At 73.5% G+C, this 17,144-nt stretch carries 18 protein-coding genes and 6 tRNA genes; 10 read left to right on the top strand and 14 right to left on the bottom strand.

The window, feature by feature from the left end; translation table 11 throughout:
* Nucleotides 1-11 precede the first annotated feature (11 nt).
* Complete coding sequence (locus OG392_RS07250) at nt 12-458, bottom strand: SRPBCC family protein (protein ID WP_329276790.1); 447 nt, start codon at nt 456-458, stop codon at nt 12-14.
* A 92-nt stretch (nt 459-550) separates the two neighbouring features.
* Here OG392_RS07250 and OG392_RS07255 point away from each other — a divergent pair, with 92 nt between their 5' ends.
* Nucleotides 551-3,100, top strand: coding sequence for an SCO7613 C-terminal domain-containing membrane protein (locus OG392_RS07255; protein ID WP_329276792.1), 2,550 nt, complete (start codon nt 551-553; stop codon nt 3,098-3,100).
* A 57-nt stretch (nt 3,101-3,157) separates the two neighbouring features.
* Here OG392_RS07255 and OG392_RS07260 read toward each other — a convergent pair.
* Nucleotides 3,158-3,232 (bottom strand) — tRNA-Val (locus OG392_RS07260).
* Between the two features lie 54 nt (nt 3,233-3,286).
* Nucleotides 3,287-3,709 carry a TIGR02611 family protein gene (locus OG392_RS07265; protein ID WP_073914771.1) on the bottom strand — a complete coding sequence of 141 codons (423 nt, stop codon included), beginning with the start codon at nt 3,707-3,709 and terminating at the stop codon, nt 3,287-3,289.
* Between the two features lie 190 nt (nt 3,710-3,899).
* Here OG392_RS07265 and OG392_RS07270 point away from each other — a divergent pair, with 190 nt between their 5' ends.
* On the top strand, nt 3,900-4,313 hold the full coding sequence (locus tag OG392_RS07270) for an SsgA family sporulation/cell division regulator (RefSeq protein WP_015032345.1): 414 nt from the start codon (nt 3,900-3,902) through the stop codon (nt 4,311-4,313).
* A 191-nt stretch (nt 4,314-4,504) separates the two neighbouring features.
* Nucleotides 4,505-5,062, top strand: coding sequence for a CGNR zinc finger domain-containing protein (locus tag OG392_RS07275; protein WP_329276794.1), 558 nt, complete (start codon nt 4,505-4,507; stop codon nt 5,060-5,062).
* 23 nt (nt 5,063-5,085) lie between these two features.
* Here OG392_RS07275 and OG392_RS07280 read toward each other — a convergent pair whose 3' ends face one another.
* Nucleotides 5,086-5,250: a hypothetical protein gene (locus tag OG392_RS07280; RefSeq protein ID WP_167346850.1), complete on the bottom strand. Its 165-nt coding sequence runs from the start codon at nt 5,248-5,250 to the stop codon at nt 5,086-5,088.
* Between the two features lie 122 nt (nt 5,251-5,372).
* Complete coding sequence (locus OG392_RS07285; protein ID WP_329276797.1) at nt 5,373-5,825, bottom strand: hypothetical protein; 453 nt, start codon at nt 5,823-5,825, stop codon at nt 5,373-5,375.
* 137 nt (nt 5,826-5,962) lie between these two features.
* Here OG392_RS07285 and OG392_RS07290 point away from each other — a divergent pair, with 137 nt between their 5' ends.
* Nucleotides 5,963-6,478, top strand: coding sequence for a DsbA family protein (locus OG392_RS07290; protein WP_329276799.1), 516 nt, complete (start codon nt 5,963-5,965; stop codon nt 6,476-6,478).
* Between the two features lie 69 nt (nt 6,479-6,547).
* On the opposite strand, the gene OG392_RS07295 is transcribed toward OG392_RS07290, so the two are convergent.
* The 3 genes from OG392_RS07295 to OG392_RS07305 are packed head-to-tail and all read right to left on the bottom strand — an operon-like array spanning nt 6,548 to nt 9,337.
* Complete coding sequence (locus OG392_RS07295; RefSeq protein WP_329276801.1) at nt 6,548-7,387, bottom strand: GNAT family N-acetyltransferase; 840 nt, start codon at nt 7,385-7,387, stop codon at nt 6,548-6,550.
* A gap of 55 nt (nt 7,388-7,442) precedes the next feature.
* Nucleotides 7,443-8,273, bottom strand: a complete 831-nt coding sequence (locus tag OG392_RS07300; protein ID WP_329276802.1) for an aminotransferase class IV — start codon at nt 8,271-8,273, stop codon at nt 7,443-7,445.
* The gene (locus OG392_RS07305; protein ID WP_329276804.1) at nt 8,270-9,337 is read right to left on the bottom strand and encodes a chorismate-binding protein; all 1,068 of its coding nucleotides are present in this window, start codon (nt 9,335-9,337) and stop codon (nt 8,270-8,272) included. Before OG392_RS07305 ends, OG392_RS07300 begins: the two co-directional genes overlap by 4 nt.
* 232 nt (nt 9,338-9,569) lie before the next feature.
* On the opposite strand from OG392_RS07305, the gene OG392_RS07310 reads away from it, so the two are divergent.
* The 5 genes from OG392_RS07310 (at nt 9,570) to OG392_RS07330 (ending at nt 10,055) form a co-directional block, all read left to right on the top strand.
* Nucleotides 9,570-9,642: transfer RNA gene (locus tag OG392_RS07310), tRNA-Gly, on the top strand.
* 39 nt (nt 9,643-9,681) lie between these two features.
* Nucleotides 9,682-9,755, top strand: a tRNA-Cys gene (locus OG392_RS07315).
* Between the two features lies 1 nt (nt 9,756).
* Nucleotides 9,757-9,828 (top strand) — tRNA-Val (locus tag OG392_RS07320).
* 39 nt (nt 9,829-9,867) lie between these two features.
* Nucleotides 9,868-9,939: transfer RNA gene (locus OG392_RS07325), tRNA-Val, on the top strand.
* A gap of 41 nt (nt 9,940-9,980) precedes the next feature.
* Nucleotides 9,981-10,055: transfer RNA gene (locus tag OG392_RS07330), tRNA-Val, on the top strand.
* A 105-nt stretch (nt 10,056-10,160) separates the two neighbouring features.
* Here OG392_RS07330 and OG392_RS07335 read toward each other — a convergent pair.
* The 3 genes from OG392_RS07335 to OG392_RS07345 form a co-directional block, all read right to left on the bottom strand.
* Nucleotides 10,161-10,451 carry a TFIIB-type zinc ribbon-containing protein gene (locus OG392_RS07335; protein ID WP_187622671.1) on the bottom strand — a complete coding sequence of 97 codons (291 nt, stop codon included), beginning with the start codon at nt 10,449-10,451 and terminating at the stop codon, nt 10,161-10,163.
* 46 nt (nt 10,452-10,497) lie between these two features.
* The gene (locus tag OG392_RS07340) at nt 10,498-11,517 is read right to left on the bottom strand and encodes a phosphotransferase family protein (RefSeq protein WP_329276806.1); all 1,020 of its coding nucleotides are present in this window, start codon (nt 11,515-11,517) and stop codon (nt 10,498-10,500) included.
* A gap of 211 nt (nt 11,518-11,728) precedes the next feature.
* The gene (locus OG392_RS07345; RefSeq protein WP_329276808.1) at nt 11,729-11,896 is read right to left on the bottom strand and encodes a hypothetical protein; all 168 of its coding nucleotides are present in this window, start codon (nt 11,894-11,896) and stop codon (nt 11,729-11,731) included.
* A 511-nt stretch (nt 11,897-12,407) separates the two neighbouring features.
* Between OG392_RS07345 and OG392_RS07350 the strand changes: the two genes are divergently transcribed.
* Nucleotides 12,408-13,628, top strand: coding sequence for a serine/threonine-protein kinase (locus tag OG392_RS07350; RefSeq protein ID WP_329276810.1), 1,221 nt, complete (start codon nt 12,408-12,410; stop codon nt 13,626-13,628).
* Nucleotides 13,629-13,727: 99 nt separating this feature from the next.
* Here OG392_RS07350 and OG392_RS07355 read toward each other — a convergent pair whose 3' ends face one another.
* From OG392_RS07355 to cobA, 3 genes are all read right to left on the bottom strand, one after another.
* Nucleotides 13,728-14,684: an IS481 family transposase gene (locus OG392_RS07355; protein ID WP_329276812.1), complete on the bottom strand. Its 957-nt coding sequence runs from the start codon at nt 14,682-14,684 to the stop codon at nt 13,728-13,730.
* 103 nt (nt 14,685-14,787) lie between these two features.
* Nucleotides 14,788-15,606 carry a TrmH family RNA methyltransferase gene (locus OG392_RS07360; RefSeq protein ID WP_329276813.1) on the bottom strand — a complete coding sequence of 273 codons (819 nt, stop codon included), beginning with the start codon at nt 15,604-15,606 and terminating at the stop codon, nt 14,788-14,790.
* A 73-nt stretch (nt 15,607-15,679) separates the two neighbouring features.
* A complete protein-coding gene (cobA, locus tag OG392_RS07365; protein WP_329276815.1) occupies nt 15,680-16,933 on the bottom strand; it encodes a uroporphyrinogen-III C-methyltransferase in 1,254 nt (417 codons plus the stop codon).
* Nucleotides 16,934-17,144: the final 211 nt, after the last annotated feature.

Here is a 17,144-nt window from a genome sequence, read left to right on the forward strand (position 1 = left end):
AAGCCCTTCGTTCAAACCGCTCGCAGGTGAGCCGCGATCCCCCGCCTCCCGCCCCGCATCATCAGGGCGTGGTTGGCGCGGAAGACGGGGCGGCCGGGGACGGCGAGGGTGCGGAGCAGACGGGTCCGGACCTCGACCTCCTGCGCGTACAGGACATGGGTGCCGGTGCCTTCCGGGGTGAGGGTCCAGCGGGCCCAGCCCTCCAGATCGCCGTCCAGCCCGACCTCCAGGACCCGTGCCACGGGGTCGCGGCGCAGGGCGCGGGCCGTGACGACGAGGTCGTACGGGAGCAGGGAGCGGAAGCGGGCGGTGCCGGTGGTGTCGTCGACGGGGACGACCTCGCGGACCTGGGGCCACCAGCGCGGGTACTCCTCGGCGCGCTCCAGGACGGCGTAGACCGCGTCGGGCGGGGCGGCGAGCCGCCAGACGCTGCGGAAGCGGTACCGGCACCAGTCCATGCCCCCAGTGTGGACGTACTCAGACCGCGGGAGCCGGAAGATGAGTACCCGGACGCATTCCCGCCCGGTGTGGCGGGGGACACACTCCGGTCATGGACAACTCCCTGCCGCCCGCGGACGAGCTCGCGCTCGTCGACCGCGAGCTGGCCCGACTCGACGCACGCCGGTCCCAGTTGCTGGCGCGGCGGGCCTGGCTGCTCCGGGTGCTGTACGCACCGTCGGCGCCGACGGCGCCCGGCCCCTCCCCTGCGGCGCCCGGCCCGTTCCCGCCGGTGTCCGGCCCCCGCCCGCCGGTCGCGGACTCGACGCCGCGGAGCGCGCAGAACGTGCTGCTGACGCTCGGCGGCACGCTGCTGACGATCGCGGCGATCGCCTTCACGCTGGTGAGCTGGGGATCGATGGGGATCGGCGGCCGTTCGGCTGTGCTGTTCGTGGTCACCTCGTGCACGCTGGCGGCGCCGGTGGCGCTGCTGCGCCGGAGCCTGGTGTCGACGGCCGAGGCGGTGGCGGCGCTGGGTCTGGTCCTGATGGTGCTCGACGCCTACGCGCTGCACCGGGTGGCGCTGCCGGAGGCGGACGGCCTCGGATACACGGCGGTGGCCGCCGCCGTCCTCGCGGGCGCGTGGACGGCGTACGGCTCGGCCCTGTCCCGGCTGCGGATCCCGCTGCCGGTCGCGGTGGTCGCGGGACAGCTGCCGCTGCCGCTCGGCGTCCTGGCCGCCGGGGGCGGCCCGACGGCCTTCGCGTGGGCGGCGCTCGTCACGGCCGCGGCGGACGGAGCGGTGATCCTGTGGACCCGCCCCGCGGCGGTCCGGATCACGGCGGCCGTCGGCGCCACGGCCCTGGGCGGCTGGGCGCTCCTGACGGGCGGCTGGCTCTCGCTCACCTCTCCGTGGAGCGGCGCGCCGCTCCTCCTGGCGGCCGCGGCGCTGGCGCTGTTCGCGGCCCGGCGCCTGCCCACCCCGGCGGTGGCGGCCTCGGTCGTCGCCGGACTGGCGACGGTCGCGGCGGTGGGCGGCCTGCTCCGCCCGGCCGTCGCGGCGGAATGGATCGTGCCGGTGTACGTCCTGTGCGGCCTGGCCCTGGCATCGGTGTGGCGCCTGAGCCCGGCCGACGCCGGGGACGGGACCGTCGGGGGGGCCGGGCGGCGGCTGCCGGGCGGCATCCGGCTCGGGCTGGCCGGCGCGGGTGCCGGGGTCGCGGCGCTCGGCGTGGTCTGGGCACTGCCTCCGGTGGCGGTCGGACTCCTCGGACCCCTGGCCCGCACGACGGAGGTGTGGTCCGGCGAGCACGCCGGGCGGGCCCTCGACTCGTACCCGGGGACGGCCGTCCTCGTCCTGGCGGTGGCCGCCGGCGTCCTCGCCGCCGTACCCCGGCTGTGGGCCCGCTGCGGCGCCCTCGCCCTGGTATGGGCGCTGCTCACGGCGCTGCCGGTCGCCCTCGGCCTGCCGTACGCGGCGACGCTCACCCTCCAGCTCCTGACGACCGCAGGGGCGCTCGCGAGCGCCGTGCGTCCGGGCCCCCTCACGCGCGGCCTGCGCACCCCCGAGCCGGCCGAGGGTCCCGGCACGCCGGGGTCGCGGCCGTCCACCGCCGCCCAGGCTGCTCCGGGCGCTCCGGGCACCCCGTGGGGGCCGTGGGCGCCGTCCCGGCCCCGCCCCCAGGCTCCCGCCGCGGAGCCCGGGGCCGTCCTGGGGTGGATCGCGTACGCCGCCGGGCTGGCGTCCGCCCTGAGCACGGTCGCGCTCGCCCTGGACGTACGGGAGGCCACGTTCGTGGCACTCGGGACCCTGCTCCTGCTCCTCGTGGGGGTGGCGGTGCTCGGGGCGGGTGCGCGCCGGGTGGTGGCCGCCTGCGCCGCGGTGCTCACCGCGACCGCGCTCGTGGTCGCGGTGTCCGCCGCCGCCGGCTTCGAGGACCACTGGACGGCGCTCGCGCTGCTGCTCGTCCCTGCGGCGACGGCCGTCGTCGGCGCCAAGGCCCGTCCGGTGGCCCTGCCGGTCGAGATCACGGGTGCGGTCGTGGCGCTCCCGGCATTCGCGCTCGCCACGTCCCGGCCGGCGTTCCTCTCCCTCGCCCTGGCCCTCGGCGGGGTGATCGCGGCGGCGACGGCCGTGCGCCCGGAGCGGCGGCGGTTCGCCTCGTGGACGGCGGCGGTGCTCTTCCTGCTGGCCGCCTGGGTGCGGCTCGCGGTGTGGGAGGTGACGACCCCGGAGGCGTACACCCTGCCGGTGACCGTGCCGGCCCTCGTCGTCGGCTTCCTGCGGCGGCGCCGGGACCGGGAGGCCTCGTCCTGGACGGCGTACGGTCCGGGTCTCGCGGCGACGCTGCTGCCCGGCCTCGTCGCGGCCTGGACGGACCCGGAGTGGCCGCGGCCGCTGGCCCTGGGGGTCTCGGCCCTGGTCGTGACGCTGCTCGGGGCACGCTTCCGGCTCCAGGCGCTGCTGGTCCTCGGCGGTTCGGTGCTCGCCCTGGACGGGCTGCACGAGCTGGCGCCCTACGTGGTGCAGGCGGTGGGCGCGCTGCCGCGCTGGCTGCCGCCGGCCCTCGCCGGGCTCCTGCTGCTCGCGGTGGGCGCCACGTACGAGCAGCGGCTGCGGGACGCCCGCCGGCTCCGGGACCGGGTCGCGCGGATGCGGTGAGGACGGGGGCACGCCGAAGGCCCGAGACGATGTTCCGTCTCGGGCCTTCGGACCGGGTGGTGGGCGATACTGGGTTCGAACCAGTGACCCCTTCGGTGTGAACGAAGTGCTCTCCCACTGAGCTAATCGCCCCGGTGCACCGCAAACATTACCGCATGTCAGCGGGGCTCCCGCACCATCCCGAGGTCACTCGTCGATCTTCCACGGCATGACGAAGCCGAACTTCCACAGGTAGACGCCGAGCAGGGCGGCGATGATCACCAGGCCGACGGTGGTGAGGATGATGTTCCTGCGGCGGACCTTGGGGTCGAGTGCGCGCTGTGCGGCCTCGGTGACCTTGCGCTTGGTCCAGCGGAGCACCAGCTGGGCCCAGACGAACTCGGTCGCCCAGATCGCCATGCCACCGAAGATGACCAGCCAGCCGGGCCCCGGGAGCGGCAGCATGACCACTCCGGCGCCGACCACGGCGAGTCCCACGATGAAGACGCCGACCTGCCAGCTCAGATGGAGGCCTCGTCGGGACTTGATGAACTCCGGTGCGCGGGATCCCAGTTCGGCTTCCTGGCCGTCTGCGGACTCCCCGGTGCGCTCGTCACTCTCCGCATTCATGGTCCCCAACTTACCGGACCCGCGACCCTCACCGGAACGGCCGTATTACCGCAGGTCACACGCCCCCGAACGAGCTACCTGAACGATCACAAAACCGACAGAGGGGTTTACAACGGCACCGGAGGTGGCATGTCGATTTCGCCGACGTGCGAATCCCCGAGCGCACACTGAGCGAAAGGCCCTGGCGCTTATGAACACCACGGTCAGCTGCGAGCTGCACCTGCGCCTCGTTGTGTCGAGCGAGTCCTCACTGCCTGTACCCGCGGGCCTGCGGTATGACACGGCCGATCCCTATGCCGTGCACGCCACCTTCCACACCGGAGCCGAGGAGACGGTCGAGTGGGTCTTCGCCCGCGACCTTCTCGCCGAGGGGCTGCACCGGCCCACCGGCACGGGCGACGTCCGCGTCTGGCCGTCCCGTAGTCACGGTCAGGGAGTCGTCTGCATCGCGTTGAGCTCCCCCGAGGGAGAAGCCCTGCTCGAGGCCCCGGCGAGGGCCCTGGAGTCGTTCCTGAAGCGGACCGACGCCGCCGTGCCACCGGGCACCGAGCACCGGCACTTCGATCTCGATACGGAGCTCTCCCACATCCTGGCCGACAGCTGAGCCAGGCCGAGAGCCGCACGGCGCCGTCCGACTCGGGGCGACGGCGCCGCGCGGGCAGCCACATAGGCACGACAACGGCGCTCCCCACCGCGCAGCCGGCGCGGTGGAGGGCGCCGTCGTCCTTTTCCCGGTCGCGCTAAAGTCAGCGCCATTCCGCGGGCGCCCGCCCGCGGCCGGCCAGGGAGCGAATCGTGCTGATCCCCCACGACACCCGGATCGCCCTCGACACAGTCGTCGATCTGATGAACACCGCGCCGCAGGGCGACCGGGCCGACGAGCTCGCGGACATCCACGGGCTGCGGACCTTCGTACACGCGCACAAGATCAGCGACGTGGGCGACCTCGGCCCGGCCGATCTCCGCGCCGTGCGCGCGGTGCGCGAGAAGTTCGCGGCGGTCTTCTCGGCCCCCGAATCCCGGATCGCGGCCCCCTTGATCAACCAGCTGGTGGCGGGTGCGGGGACCACGCCCCAGCTCACCGACCACGACGGCTACGACTGGCACGTGCACTACTTCGCGCCGGGCGCCTCGGTGGCCGACCACCTCGCGGCCGACTGCGGCATGGCGCTGGCGTTCATCGTGGTGGCGGGCGAGCAGGAGCGGCTGCGGCGCTGCGAGGCGCCGGACTGCGGCCGGGCCTTCGTCGACCTCTCCCGCAACCGCTCGCGCCGCTACTGCGACAGCCGCACCTGCGGCAACCGACTGCACGTGGCCGCCTACCGGGCGCGCCGCAAGGAGGCCGCGGGCTGAGGCGGCGGCCCCGCCCGGGGGCGTCACAGGACGAAGAGATCGTGCACGGCGGCCATGAGCAGCAGACAGCCGATCACCCCGAGAAAGATCATCAGCGGGGGCTGGGAGAGCGCGAACAGACAGCCGCGCGGCTCTTCGGCAGGGGCATCGGGGGCGGCGGGGACGGTCTCCCGCGAGGTATCCAGCATCTCGGGGGGATGATCGCGCACGCCGGACCCCGGAAATCCCGCAACACGCCCCACAGCAGGGGCTGTTCACCCCTTCCCGTGGATCGCCGGACGATCAAGGCCACGGGAACGGCCAGAAGCGGTCAGATTCCGTGCTTCTTCAGAATCGCCTCGATGTCGCTGAAGTCCTCGCCGGCCGGCGCGCCGGTCTGCGGCTTCTTCGCCGTCACGGCACGCGAGGGCGACGACGCCGCCGGCGCCACGGCGCCCGGATCCACCCCGCCGGCGATCTCCTGGCGGCCGCCCCGGCGTCGCTCCACGGCCCGGGTGGACATGAAGAGCAGCCAGGCGGCGCCCAGGACACCGAAGCCCGCCCAGGCGACCGGGCTGAACGCGGTGTCCACGAGCCATTCGACGGCGCCCGTCATCACCAGACCGAGCGGCACCAGGGAGTAGGCCGCGATCCGGGCCGCGGACAGGAACTTCTTCCGGTACGCCGTGATCGCGGCGATGCCCAGGCCCGCAGCGGACACCGCGGAGCAAATGGTCTCGGCGAGCATGCGGTCCTCCAGGTCCGGGTGATACGTCCCTTCCATCCTGCACCGCCGGGGCCCTCCGCGGCCATGTCCCGGGCCCGGTCTCAGGGAGATCTCCGGGTCGCCCCCACCCCCATCTCCTCCCCAGGTCCCGGTCGGGAGACGACCGCTCCTCCCTGGTGAGGGAGACTGCTGTCATGAGCGACTCCACCACCGCACCCGCCTCCCCCGTCGTCCTCGAGGCGTGGTTCGACCTCCAGTGCCCCGACTGCTTCCAGGCCCTCGACGACGTCCGCGCGCTCCGTGAGAAGTACGGCGACCGGCTCGACGTGCAGCTGCGGCACTTCCCGCTCGCGAAGCACAAGCACGCGTACGCCGCCGCGCAGGCCGCCGAGGAGGCCTTCGAGCAGGGCAAGGGCTGGCCGTACGCGGAGGCACTGCTCGCCAGGACCGCGGAGCTGGGCGAACGGGGCGAGCCGGTACTGATGGAGGTCGCGACCGAACTCGGCCTGGACGCGGAGGAGTTCGACACCGCGCTGATCGACGGCCGGCACCTCCTGACGGTGGACGCCGACGAGGCCGAGGGCAAGGCGATCAAGGTCACCGGCACGCCCACCTACGTCGTCGACGGCGAGCGGCTGGACGGCGGCCAGAGCCAGGACGGTCTGCGCGCACGCATCGAGGAGATCACCGACCGGCTTCTCGGCGGCTGACGGCCGGGGCCGGTGGTCGGGGCCGGTGGTCGGGGTTCCGGAGCCCCGACCGCGCCGTCCCGCCCTCCCCTACCGCAGTTCCTTCGCGCTGTTGACGTAGGTCGTGCGGTAGCCCAGCGACTCGTAGAGCCGGATCGCCGGGGTGTTGCCCGCGAAGACGTGCAGTCCGATCAGGGTCTCCCCGGCCTCCCGCGCGAGCCGCTCGGCGAGCACCATCAGCGCCCGGCCGAAGCCGTGCCCGCGCTGCGCCTCGTCGACCTCGATGTCGTACACGAAGGCCGCCCAGCGGTCCGGCTCCAGCTCGATCCGGCCGGTCCACAGGAAGCCGGCGGGCCGGCCGTCCCGGACGACCACGTGGATCGCGATGCCAGGGGTGGCGAGGCCCTCCGGGAGGTACTTCGCGTGGCTGCTCTCGGCCTTGGCGCGGGCCTGTTCCTCGGGCACCCCGCGGTCGATCCAGCTCCGCGCGAAGCCCTCCTTGGCCCGCGCCTCCCACGCCGCGTACTCGGCCTCGGTCATCGGACGCACCTCGACGCCGTCCGGCAGGGCCGGCGGCTCGGCCGGCAGCTCCTTGACCATGTTCCGGCTGCGCTCCGTGTAGCCGAGCGAGCGGGCCATGCGCAGTGCCGGTTCCGCGTCGGCGGGCACGGAGATCTGGACCTCGACACACCCCCAGCCCCGCAGCACCTCCTCGGAGGCCAGCGCCGCGACCGTGCCGCGACCCCGTCCCCGGTCCGGCTCGTGGACCCCGAGACGGCTGATCACGCCGGAGGCGGCACCGAAGCCGGGGTCGGTGGAAAGGTGGACGGAACCGACGCGGCGGCTGTTCACGCACACGTCGTAGGTACGGGAACGGCCGCCGTCGGGCGTCTGCTGAAGCGGCCCGGCCGGCCGCAGGGTGGTGGTCATCAGTCGTGTTCTACCCACCCGGGGGCCGTGCGTCATCAGGTTTTGCGCGAGGCGGCTACGCGAGGCGCGGATCCCGGTCCCGCGCGGTGTGCTCGTCGAAGATCCGCATCGCCTTGGCGGTGACCGGGCCGGGCGCCGAGGACAGCTCGCGTCCGTCGACACGGTGCACGGCCTGGACGTCGCGGAGCGTCGAGGTCAGGAAGATCTCGTCGGCGCTCTCCAGGACGTCCAGCGGCAGATCGGTCTCCTGCGCGCCGGTCCACTCGACGGCGAGGGCACGGGTGATGCCCGCGAGGCAGCCGGAGGAGACGGGCGGCGTGTGGATCCGGCCGTCGACCACGACGAAGACGTTGGAGCCGGTGCCCTCGCAGAGCTGCCCGACGGTGTTGGCGAAGAGCGCCTCGGAGGCACCCCGCTCGCGCGCCCGGGCGAGGGCGACCACGTTCTCGGCGTACGAGGTGGTCTTGAGCCCGGTGAGGGCGCCGCGTTCGTTCCGCGTCCAGGGCACGGTGATCACCGCGGTCGAGTCGGCGCGCCGGCCGGTCTCCCCCAGGCCGACGACCAGGCTGGCCCCCGCGTCACCGCGCTCCGAGCCGAGCGGCGACAGCCCGCCCGTGTACGTGATGCGGAGCCGGCCGAGTTCCATCGGGTTCGCGTCGAGGACGGCGGCGCAGGCGCGGCGGACCTCGTCGAGGTCCGGGTCGGGCAGGCCGAGGCCGCGGGCGGAGCGGGTGAGGCGCTCCAGGTGGAGGGTGAGGGCGAAGGTCTCGCCGCGTACGGCCTTGACCGTCTCGAAGATGCCGTCGCCGACGGTCAGCCCGTGGTCCAGTACGGAGACCAGGGCGGTCTCCGCGTCGTGCAGCCCGCCGTTGACCCAGATTTTCATCGAGAAGTGGCCTTTCCGCTCGCCTCAAGGGCGCCTGACTCGTAGGCGCCCGACGCTATCGCGACCAGCCGGGACGCCTTCAGCTCGGTCTCCTCCCACTCGCGCTCCGGGTCGGAGCCCCAGGTGATCCCGGCGCCGGTGCCGAAGCGGAGCACGCCCTCGGGACGATCGATCCAGAAGGTCCTTATCCCGACGGCCAGCTCCGCCGTGCCCGCGTCGGCGTCGACCCAGCCGACGCCTCCGCAGTACGGGCCGCGGGGAGCGGCCTCCAGGGCCTCGATGATCCGCAGCGCGCTGGACTTGGGCGCGCCGGTCACGGAGCCGGGCGGGAAGGTGGCGCCGAGCAGCTCGGGCCAGCCGGCGTCCTCGCGCAGCAGGCCGGTGACCGTGGAGACGAGGTGGACGAGGCCGGGGTGCTCCTCGACCGCGCAGAGGGCGGGGACGGCGACGGAGCCGGTCTCGCTGACGCGTCCCAGGTCGTTGCGGACCAGGTCGACGATCATCACGTTCTCGGCGTGGTCCTTGGGGAGGAGGTCGGCGGCGGTACGGCCGGTCCCCTTGATGGGGCCGGAGGAGATCAGGGCCCCTTCCCTGCGGAGGTAGAGCTCGGGCGAGGCGGTGGCGATCTCCACCCCGTGCGCGGGCAGCCGGATCGTCCCGGCGTAGGGGGCGGGGTTGCCCCGGGCGAGGAGCGCGGTGAGGGCGTCGACGTCGGCGGCCGCCGGGTCCGGCAGCGGCGCGGTCAGGACCCGGCAGAGGTTCGCCTGGTAGACCTCGCCGCGCGCGATGTGCTCGCGCACCCGCCGGACGCCCGCGATGTACGCGGCGCGGTCGAGGGAGGACGTCCAGTCACCGGCGGCGGGACCGCGCCAGCCGCCGGGGACGGGCGCGGGGACGGGGTCGGGCCGCACGTCGCCGAAGCGGGCGCAGGTCAGACGGCCCTCGAAGTCCGCGCAGACGGCCCAGAAGCCGGCGGAGTCCAGGGCTTCGGGGTCGTGGGTGACGTCCCGGAGGTCGGTCGCGAGGAGGCCGCCGAAGCGGGCCAGCGGAGCAAGGTCGTACACGCATCGAGTCTAGGTCCGCCGGAGGAGCGGCACCGGGGCGCGGGCGACGGGGGCTCCGCGCCACCTCGGGAACACGGCGAGTGAACGTGGCGCGAACGCTCCGGGACGCCCGGCCGGGCACCCGGATCGGTCCGCAGGTCAGCACGCTGCGGAAACGCGTTTTTGTGCTGGCCCAGGAATCCGCTAGAGTTCAACACGTCGCCGGGACGCGCAAGCGAAACGGAAACGACAAGCGGACGTGGCTCAGTTGGTAGAGCATCACCTTGCCAAGGTGAGGGTCGCGAGTTCGAATCTCGTCGTCCGCTCGATGTGGGGGATCTTCCCGAACCCCTGTATTCACTCCTGGTGGAGTGGCCGAGAGGCGAGGCAACGGCCTGCAAAGCCGTCTACACGGGTTCAAATCCCGTCTCCACCTCCAAGCGCGATTAGCTCAGCGGGAGAGCGCTTCCCTGACACGGAAGAGGTCACTGGTTCAATCCCAGTATCGCGCACGCAGAACAACCGAAGATCCGGTCCGTACGGACCGTCCCGCGCGATTAGCTCAGCGGGAGAGCGCTTCCCTGACACGGAAGAGGTCACTGGTTCAATCCCAGTATCGCGCACGCAGCAGGCAGTACCTCCGGGTACGCCGTGTGCACCACCCGCGCGATTAGCTCAGCGGGAGAGCGCTTCCCTGACACGGAAGAGGTCACTGGTTCAATCCCAGTATCGCGCACCACCGAAGAAGCCCCCGGCCGCAACTCGCGGCCGGGGGCTTCTTCATGCGCGGACAGGCTCGTCATGCACCGGGAGCCCCGCACGCGAGGCCCGGTGCACACTCCGCTCAGGAGGAGAAGAGCATCCGGCCGAAACCACGCTGACGGTAGTGACCGCCGCCGTGGTGGCCACCGTGGTGCGGGGCGCCCCAGGCGGGGGCGGCGGGCTGCGCGGCCGGGTAGGCCTGCGGGGCCGGCGGGGCGGGCGGAGCCTGCTGGACCCACTGGGACTCCAGGCGGGTCAGGGACTCCAGCTCGCCGTAGTCCAGGAATATCCCGCGGCAGCCGCTGCACTGCTCGATCTGGACACCGTTGCGGTTGTACGTGTGCATGGCCGCGTGGCACTTGGGACACTGCATCGTCGGCTCAACTCCCTGACTTCGCCGTTCGAATGGTGGCTTCACCTTACGTGGACGCCACCGCGGCCCCGTCGGTTCGACGTCCGGCGATACGGGCGCAGGTGTCGATCATCACGTCCTCGACCTCGTCGAGCGGCCGGCCCTCGGCCGTCGACTTGGCGACGGCGAGCGCCGCCGTCTGGACCGTCAGGGCGCGGGCCGGCACGTCGAGTCGGACCCACGGGTCCGCGCCCACGGCCGGGCCGCCGGCCCGCTGGTACGCGCCGAGGAAACGGGACCAGATCTCCGGGGGCAGGATCCCGGCCGCGAACCAGGCCGCGGGGCGGGCCAGGTCCCACGCGGGGTCGCCGAGACCGGCGTCGTCCATGTCGATGAGCCGCCACGGGGCGCGGGACGCGGGCGGCGCACCGGGAGACTCCGCGGGCCCCGGGGCGCGGACCAGTTGGCCCAGATGGAAGTCGCCGTGACAGAGGAGCCGGGGGCCGTCCGGCGCGACGCCGTCGGGGACCGACCGCCAGGCGGCCAGGACGGTCGCGGTGGCCGGATGGTCCGATGCCGTCCGGCGCATCCGTTCCACGGCGAGGGCCGCCTTGACGGGGGCCCTCATCTCCGGGAGCCGCCCGGCCGGACCCGCGGGCGGCGGGGTGCGGTGCAGCAGTGCGAGGAGCGCCGCGGCCTCCTCCCAGGGGGCGGCGTCGGGGTCGGCCGGGTCGACGGGCGAGCCGTACGGCCACACGCTGACCGGCCTGCCGTCGAGTTCGCCGGGTGCGGGAGCGGAGGGCGACGGGAGGGAGAGCGGTCGGAGAGAGGGAAGTGGCGGGAGGAAGACGGCGCGGAGGTCCGGGTGGGCGGCGAGCGCGATCCGTGCCCGGTGCGCCTCGGGGTCGGTGCCGGGGGCGTGCGCCTTGGCGACCAGCCGCCCGTGCCGTACGACCGTCCCGTCGTCCCGGTCCGCCAGCACACCGACGAACTCGCCCGCACAGCCACAGGGTGTGCCGGGGCGGTGGGCGGCGGCGTGCGCGTACGCGGCGAGGCCGTCGAGGAGGGGCCGGTCGGGGAAGTCCACGGGGGCGAGCGTACGGGGCGGGGACGCACGAGAGGTACGGGGCCGGGAAGGGGCGGGCGGGGTGGAGTGGCGGAAGCGGGCGGGGATGCGCGAAGGCCGGTCAGCTCCCCAGCTGACCGGCCTCACGCTGCCGTCCGCCGCACCCCCGTCCCCACGGGGTTGATGGCCGGATGTCCCGACCCGGGCCGCTCTCCCGGGTCCGGGGCGCTGATCAGCGCCCCAGCATCACGCCCGCGGACGACGCCTGTGTGACCACTGCGTCCCAGCCGCCGAAGACGACCACGAGCAGGGCCGCGAGAGGGAGGACCATGGCGGTGGCCACCAGCGGATGACGCCGGCTCGAAGGCTGGGAGCTCGTCCGCGATGCCGTGATAGCCATGGTTCCTCTCCTGTCGTGTCTGGCGCGGCGGGTGCTTGACCTCGGGGGACGAGTGCTGCACCCGCCGCTTGACATCAACATTAGGGAGCCGGGAGCCCCCGGACGTCATGCCCGCGTACCGACTTGCTGGCCTCCCGGAGGATGACGCCCGGTCGTACGGCGTACTCCCCTGGGTGGAGACAGGGACCCGGAACCCCGGGTCTTCCCTGAGGGGTTCCGGGCTCCCGGCGGAGGGGCGGCCGGGGCGTGACTTCGCTCACTTCCCCGGGCGTCGCGCGAACGCCCTGGTCGGAGGGGGTCGGGGGCGCCTCCCGGAACGCGCCGGGACCGACCTCGACAGATCGTCAACTGGGTTGAAGCGGAGGCAGGTTGGGGTGACGACCGGAGGCTCGCGTTCCCCCCGCGTACCCCTCAGCACTGACAATCGATCCGGGTGCGAGGGCGCGGCCTATGAGCGCGTGCGGGCGCCACTACGTAAGCTGTGCCACGTCGAACGGACGAGGGGACGGACATGGCGATGATGCGGCTCCGGCGCGAGGATCCGCGGATCGTCGGGTCGTTCCGGCTCCACCGCAGGCTGGGGGCCGGCGGGATGGGCGTCGTGTACCTGGGATCCGACCGGCGCGGCCAGCGGGTGGCCCTCAAGGTGATCCGGCCCGATCTCGCCGAGGACCAGGAGTTCCGGTCCCGGTTCGCCCGGGAGGTCTCGGCCGCCCGGCGGATCCGCGGCGGCTGTACGGCCCGGCTCGTCGCCGCCGACCTGGAGGCCGAGCGCCCCTGGTTCGCCACCCAGTACGTGCCCGGCCCCTCGCTGCACGACCGGGTCGCCGAGGAGGGATCGCTGCGCGCCGCCGACGTGGCCTCGATCGGGGCCGCGCTCTCGGAGGGGCTCGTCGCCGTGCACGAGGCCGGGGTCGTGCACCGGGACCTCAAGCCCTCGAACATCCTGCTCTCCCCCAAGGGCCCCCGGATCATCGACTTCGGCATCGCCTGGGCCACCGGGGCCAGCACGCTGACCCATGTCGGTACGGCCGTCGGCTCCCCCGGCTTCCTCGCCCCCGAGCAGGTGCGCGGTGCGGCCGTCACCCCCGCCACCGACGTGTTCTCGCTCGGTGCCACGCTGGCGTACGCGGCGATGTCCGACTCGCCCTTCGGGCACGGCAGTTCCGAGGTCATGCTCTACCGGGTCGTGCACGAGGAGCCGCAGCTGCACGGCGTGCCGGACGCGCTGGCACCGCTCATCCGGGCCTGCCTCGCGAAGGACCCCGAGGACCGTCCCAGCACCCTGCAGCTGTCCATGCGGCTCAAGGAGATCGCGGCGCGCGAGGCACAGGGGCTGCCGGTCTCCCGGCCGCCCGTGCAGCGGGATCGCGTCGAGGAGCGGAACACGCTCCGGCCGACCGAGCGCTACACCGAGCGGGACGTACCCGGCCGGGCGCCGGAGCGGGGTGCGGACCGCGGCGCCGAACGGGTCGGCGAGCGTGGCGCGGACCGGGGCACGGAGCGCGGCACGGAGCGGGATCGCGGAGGGCGTGGGCCCGGGCCGTCGTCCCGTCCCTCCGGCGGACCCCGGACCGGTGGCCGGCCCGCGACCCGGCCGGGTGCGCGGTCGACGTCCACGGGCCGCCGGCCCGCCAACCCGCGGCTGCTGCGGCAGCGGCTCTTCGTCTTCGTGGTGGTGACGCTGGTGGTGGCCCTGGGCATCGCCGCCGCCCAGGCGCTTCAGGGCTAGATCCCTGGGGCCGGGACCGGGCTTTGACCGGTCCGGGGCCCGGCCGAGCCGTCGGACGCGGGCCTTCGGCCGGTGCCGGGGCCGGGTTCAGGACAGGCCCTAGGTGTATTGACCCGCAGCGTTGTTGACACGGCTGATCGGCGGGTGTCCGCCCAGTGCGGTGTGGCAGCGGTGGTGGTTGTAGGTGTGGAGGAAGTCTGCCAGGGCCTCGGTCCGCTCGTCGTTTGAGGTGTAGGGCCGCAGGTAGGCCCATTCGTCGAGCAGGGTGCGGTTGAAGCGTTCGACCTTGCCGTTGGTCTGTGGCCGGTAGGCACGGGTCAGCTTGCCGGTCGCACCGAGCTCGGCCAGGACTGCCTTCCATGCCAGGCCCTTGCGGTAGGCCCAGGCGTTGTCCGTCAGCACCCGCTCGATGCGGTCGATGCCATGGGAGTGGAAGAACGCGGCCGCGCGGGTCAGGAAGGCCGCGCAGGTTGCGACTTTCTCGTCGGGGTGGATCTCGCTGTAGGCGAGTCGGGAGTGGTCGTCGACGGCGGAGTGGACGTAGTCGAAGCCCATGGCGGAACGGGTGGCCCGGCCGGCCTGGCGGCCCAGAACCTTGTGACCGCCGCCGGTGGGGATCCGGCCGAGCTTCTTCACGTCGACGTGGATGAGTTCGCCCGGACGTTCGCGTTCGTAGCGGCGGATGATGGTGCCGGTCGGGCGGTCGAGCCAGGCCAGCCGGTTGAGCCGGTGGCGGGTCAGGATCCGGTGGACGGTGGAGGCGGGCAGGCCCACGATCGGGCCGATCCTGGCGGGGCCGAGCTTGCGGCTGCGCCGCAGAGCGCAGACGCGGTCCTCCACCGCGGCCGGGGGCCGGTGCGGCGTCGTGCGAGGCCGGCTCGCCCGATCATGCAGACCGGCGTCGCCCTCGGCCCGCCACCGGCGGATCCACTTGTGGGCCGTGGCCCGGGAGATGCCCATCTCGGCGGCCACATGAGCGACCGGACGGCCTGAGCAGACACGTTCGACCAGCAGTCTCCTACCGAAGACGGTCAGCCGGGCATTACGGTGGGCCACGAAGACCTCCGTGCGGTGAGTTCCTAGACAGCTCCCACCACACCGGAGGTCTTCGCCATGTTCAAGACCACACCAGTGTCAACAACGCTCGTGATCAATACACCTAGGACTCCGGGCGGCCCGTCGCCACCGCGTAGAAGGCCACCGCCGCCGCCGCGCCCACGTTCAGCGAGTCGACGCCGTGGGCCATCGGGATGCGGACCCACTCGTCCGCGGCCCGCAGCGCCTGCGTGGACAGGCCGTCGCCCTCCGCGCCCAGCATCAGGGCCACCCGCTCCATCCGGTGCGGGGCGGCCTCGTCGATCGACATCGCCTTCTCGGCCGGCGTCAGCGCCAGCAGCTTGAAGCCCGCCTCCCGTACCGCCTCCAGGCCCCGCGGCCAGGTGTCGAGCCGGGCGTACGGCACGGAGAACACCGCACCCATCGACACCTTCACCGAGCGGCGGTACAGCGGATCCGCGCAGTCCGGCGACAGCAGCACCGCGTCCATGCCGAGCGCCGCGGCGCTGCGGAAGATCGCTCCGATGTTGGTGTGGTCGTTCACCGACTCCATCACGACCACCCGGCGCGCCCCGACGAGCAGCTCGGCGGCGTCCGGCAGCGGCTTGCGCTGCATCGAGGCGAGCGCGCCCCGGTGCACGTGGTAGCCGGTGACCCGCTCCGCGAGGTCCGGCTGGATCGCGTACACCGGTGCGGGGACCTCGTCGATGACGTCCCGCATCGCGTCGACCCACTTGGCGGAGAGCAGCATCGACCTCATCTCGTACCCCGCCTGCCGGGCCCGGCGGATGACCTTCTCGCCCTCCGCGATGAACAGGCCCTCGGCCGGTTCCCTTCTGCGGCGGAGTTCGACATCGGTCAGACCGGTGTAGTCGCGCAGGCGCGGGTCGTCGGGGTCGTCGATCGTGATGAGTTCGGCCACGAGGTGATACTGCCTTGTCCGGGGTGTGGTGCCAATGTGTGTGCGGCTGTGCGTCGTCCGCTCCGGGGACGTCCTACGTGACCAGGCGGTCCGGGCCCTCCGTCACGACCTCGCCGATCACGATGACCGCCGGCGGGCGGACCTCCCGCGTCCGTACCGTCTCCGCCACCGTCGCCAGCGTCGCGTCCACCCGGCGCTGCGCGGCGGTCGTGCCCTCCTGGACCAGGGCGAGCGGCGTCTCCGGGCTCTTGCCGTGGGCGATGAGCGTCTCGGCGATCTTCCCGATCTTGTCCACGCCCATCAGGATCACCAGCGTGCCCGTGAGCTTCGCGAGCGACGCCCAGTCGACCAGCGAACGCGGGTCCTCCGGGGCCACGTGCCCGCTCACCACCGTGAACTCGTGCGCCACACCCCGGTGCGTCACCGGGATGCCCGCCGCGCCCGGGACCGAGATCGAGCTGGAGATGCCCGGCACCACCGTGCAGGCGATGCCCTCGACGGCCAGCGCCTGCGCCTCCTCCATGCCCCGGCCGAAGACGAACGGGTCGCCGCCCTTCAGCCGGACGACCGATCTGCCCGCCTTCGCGTGCTCGATCAGCGCGTTGTTGATGGCCTCCTGGGCCATGAACCGGCCGTACGGGATCTTCGCCGCGTCGATCACCTCGACGTGCGGGGGCAGTTCGTCCAGCAGGTCGCGCGGGCCCAGGCGGTCGGCGATCACCACGTCCGCCTCGGCCAGCAGCCGTCGGCCGCGCACCGTGATCAGGTCCGGGTCGCCGGGGCCGCCGCCGACCAGCGCCACGAAGGGGGTGCGCGCGCGATGCTGCGGCGCCGCGATCGAACCGTCCCGCAGGCCCTCGACGATCGCGTCCCGCACGGCGGCGGAGCGGCGCGGGTCGTGGCCGGTGAGCACCGCGACGGTCACACCCTCGCTGCGGCCCGTCGCCGGGGTCCAGGCCGTGGCCGCCTCCGCGTCGTCGGAGCGTACGCACCAGGTCCTCGTGCGCTCGGCCTCCGCGGAGGCCGCGGCGTTCGATGCCGGGTCGGTCGTGGCGACCAGGGCGTACCAGGCGTCGGCGAGGTCTCCGTCCTCGTACCGGCGCCTGGTCCAGGTGATCTCTCCGGCCTCGGCCATCGCCTCGACCGAGGGGGTCGCGGAGGGGGAGATCAGCGTGATGTCGGCGCCCGCGGCGATCAGCGCGGGGAGGCGGCGCTGGGCGACCTGGCCGCCGCCGAGGACGACTACGCGGCGTCCCGCCAGGCGCAGGCCCACGGGGTAGGCGGGGTGCGTCGTCGGCTGGGCGGTGTGATCGGCGTGCTCGGCCATGGGTGAGCGGCTCCTCGGAGGGCGGGTGCTGGCCGCTGCTGCGGTGAAGCGGCTGGTGGGCGGCGGCGGGGCGCCTGGTGACCACGATATCGGTGTGTTCTCGCCGTCACGCTGTGACGGATGTCCCGGGGGCTGGGCCGGGTCTTGCCTCGCGAGTTGTGAGGGCCGGCCGGTCGTGCGGCCGCCTTCTCCCGCGCCACGCGTCGCCCTT

Origin of the sequence: Streptomyces sp. NBC_00691 (assembly GCF_036226665.1) — a bacterium.
Taxonomy (GTDB): Bacteria; Actinomycetota; Actinomycetes; order Streptomycetales; family Streptomycetaceae; genus Streptomyces.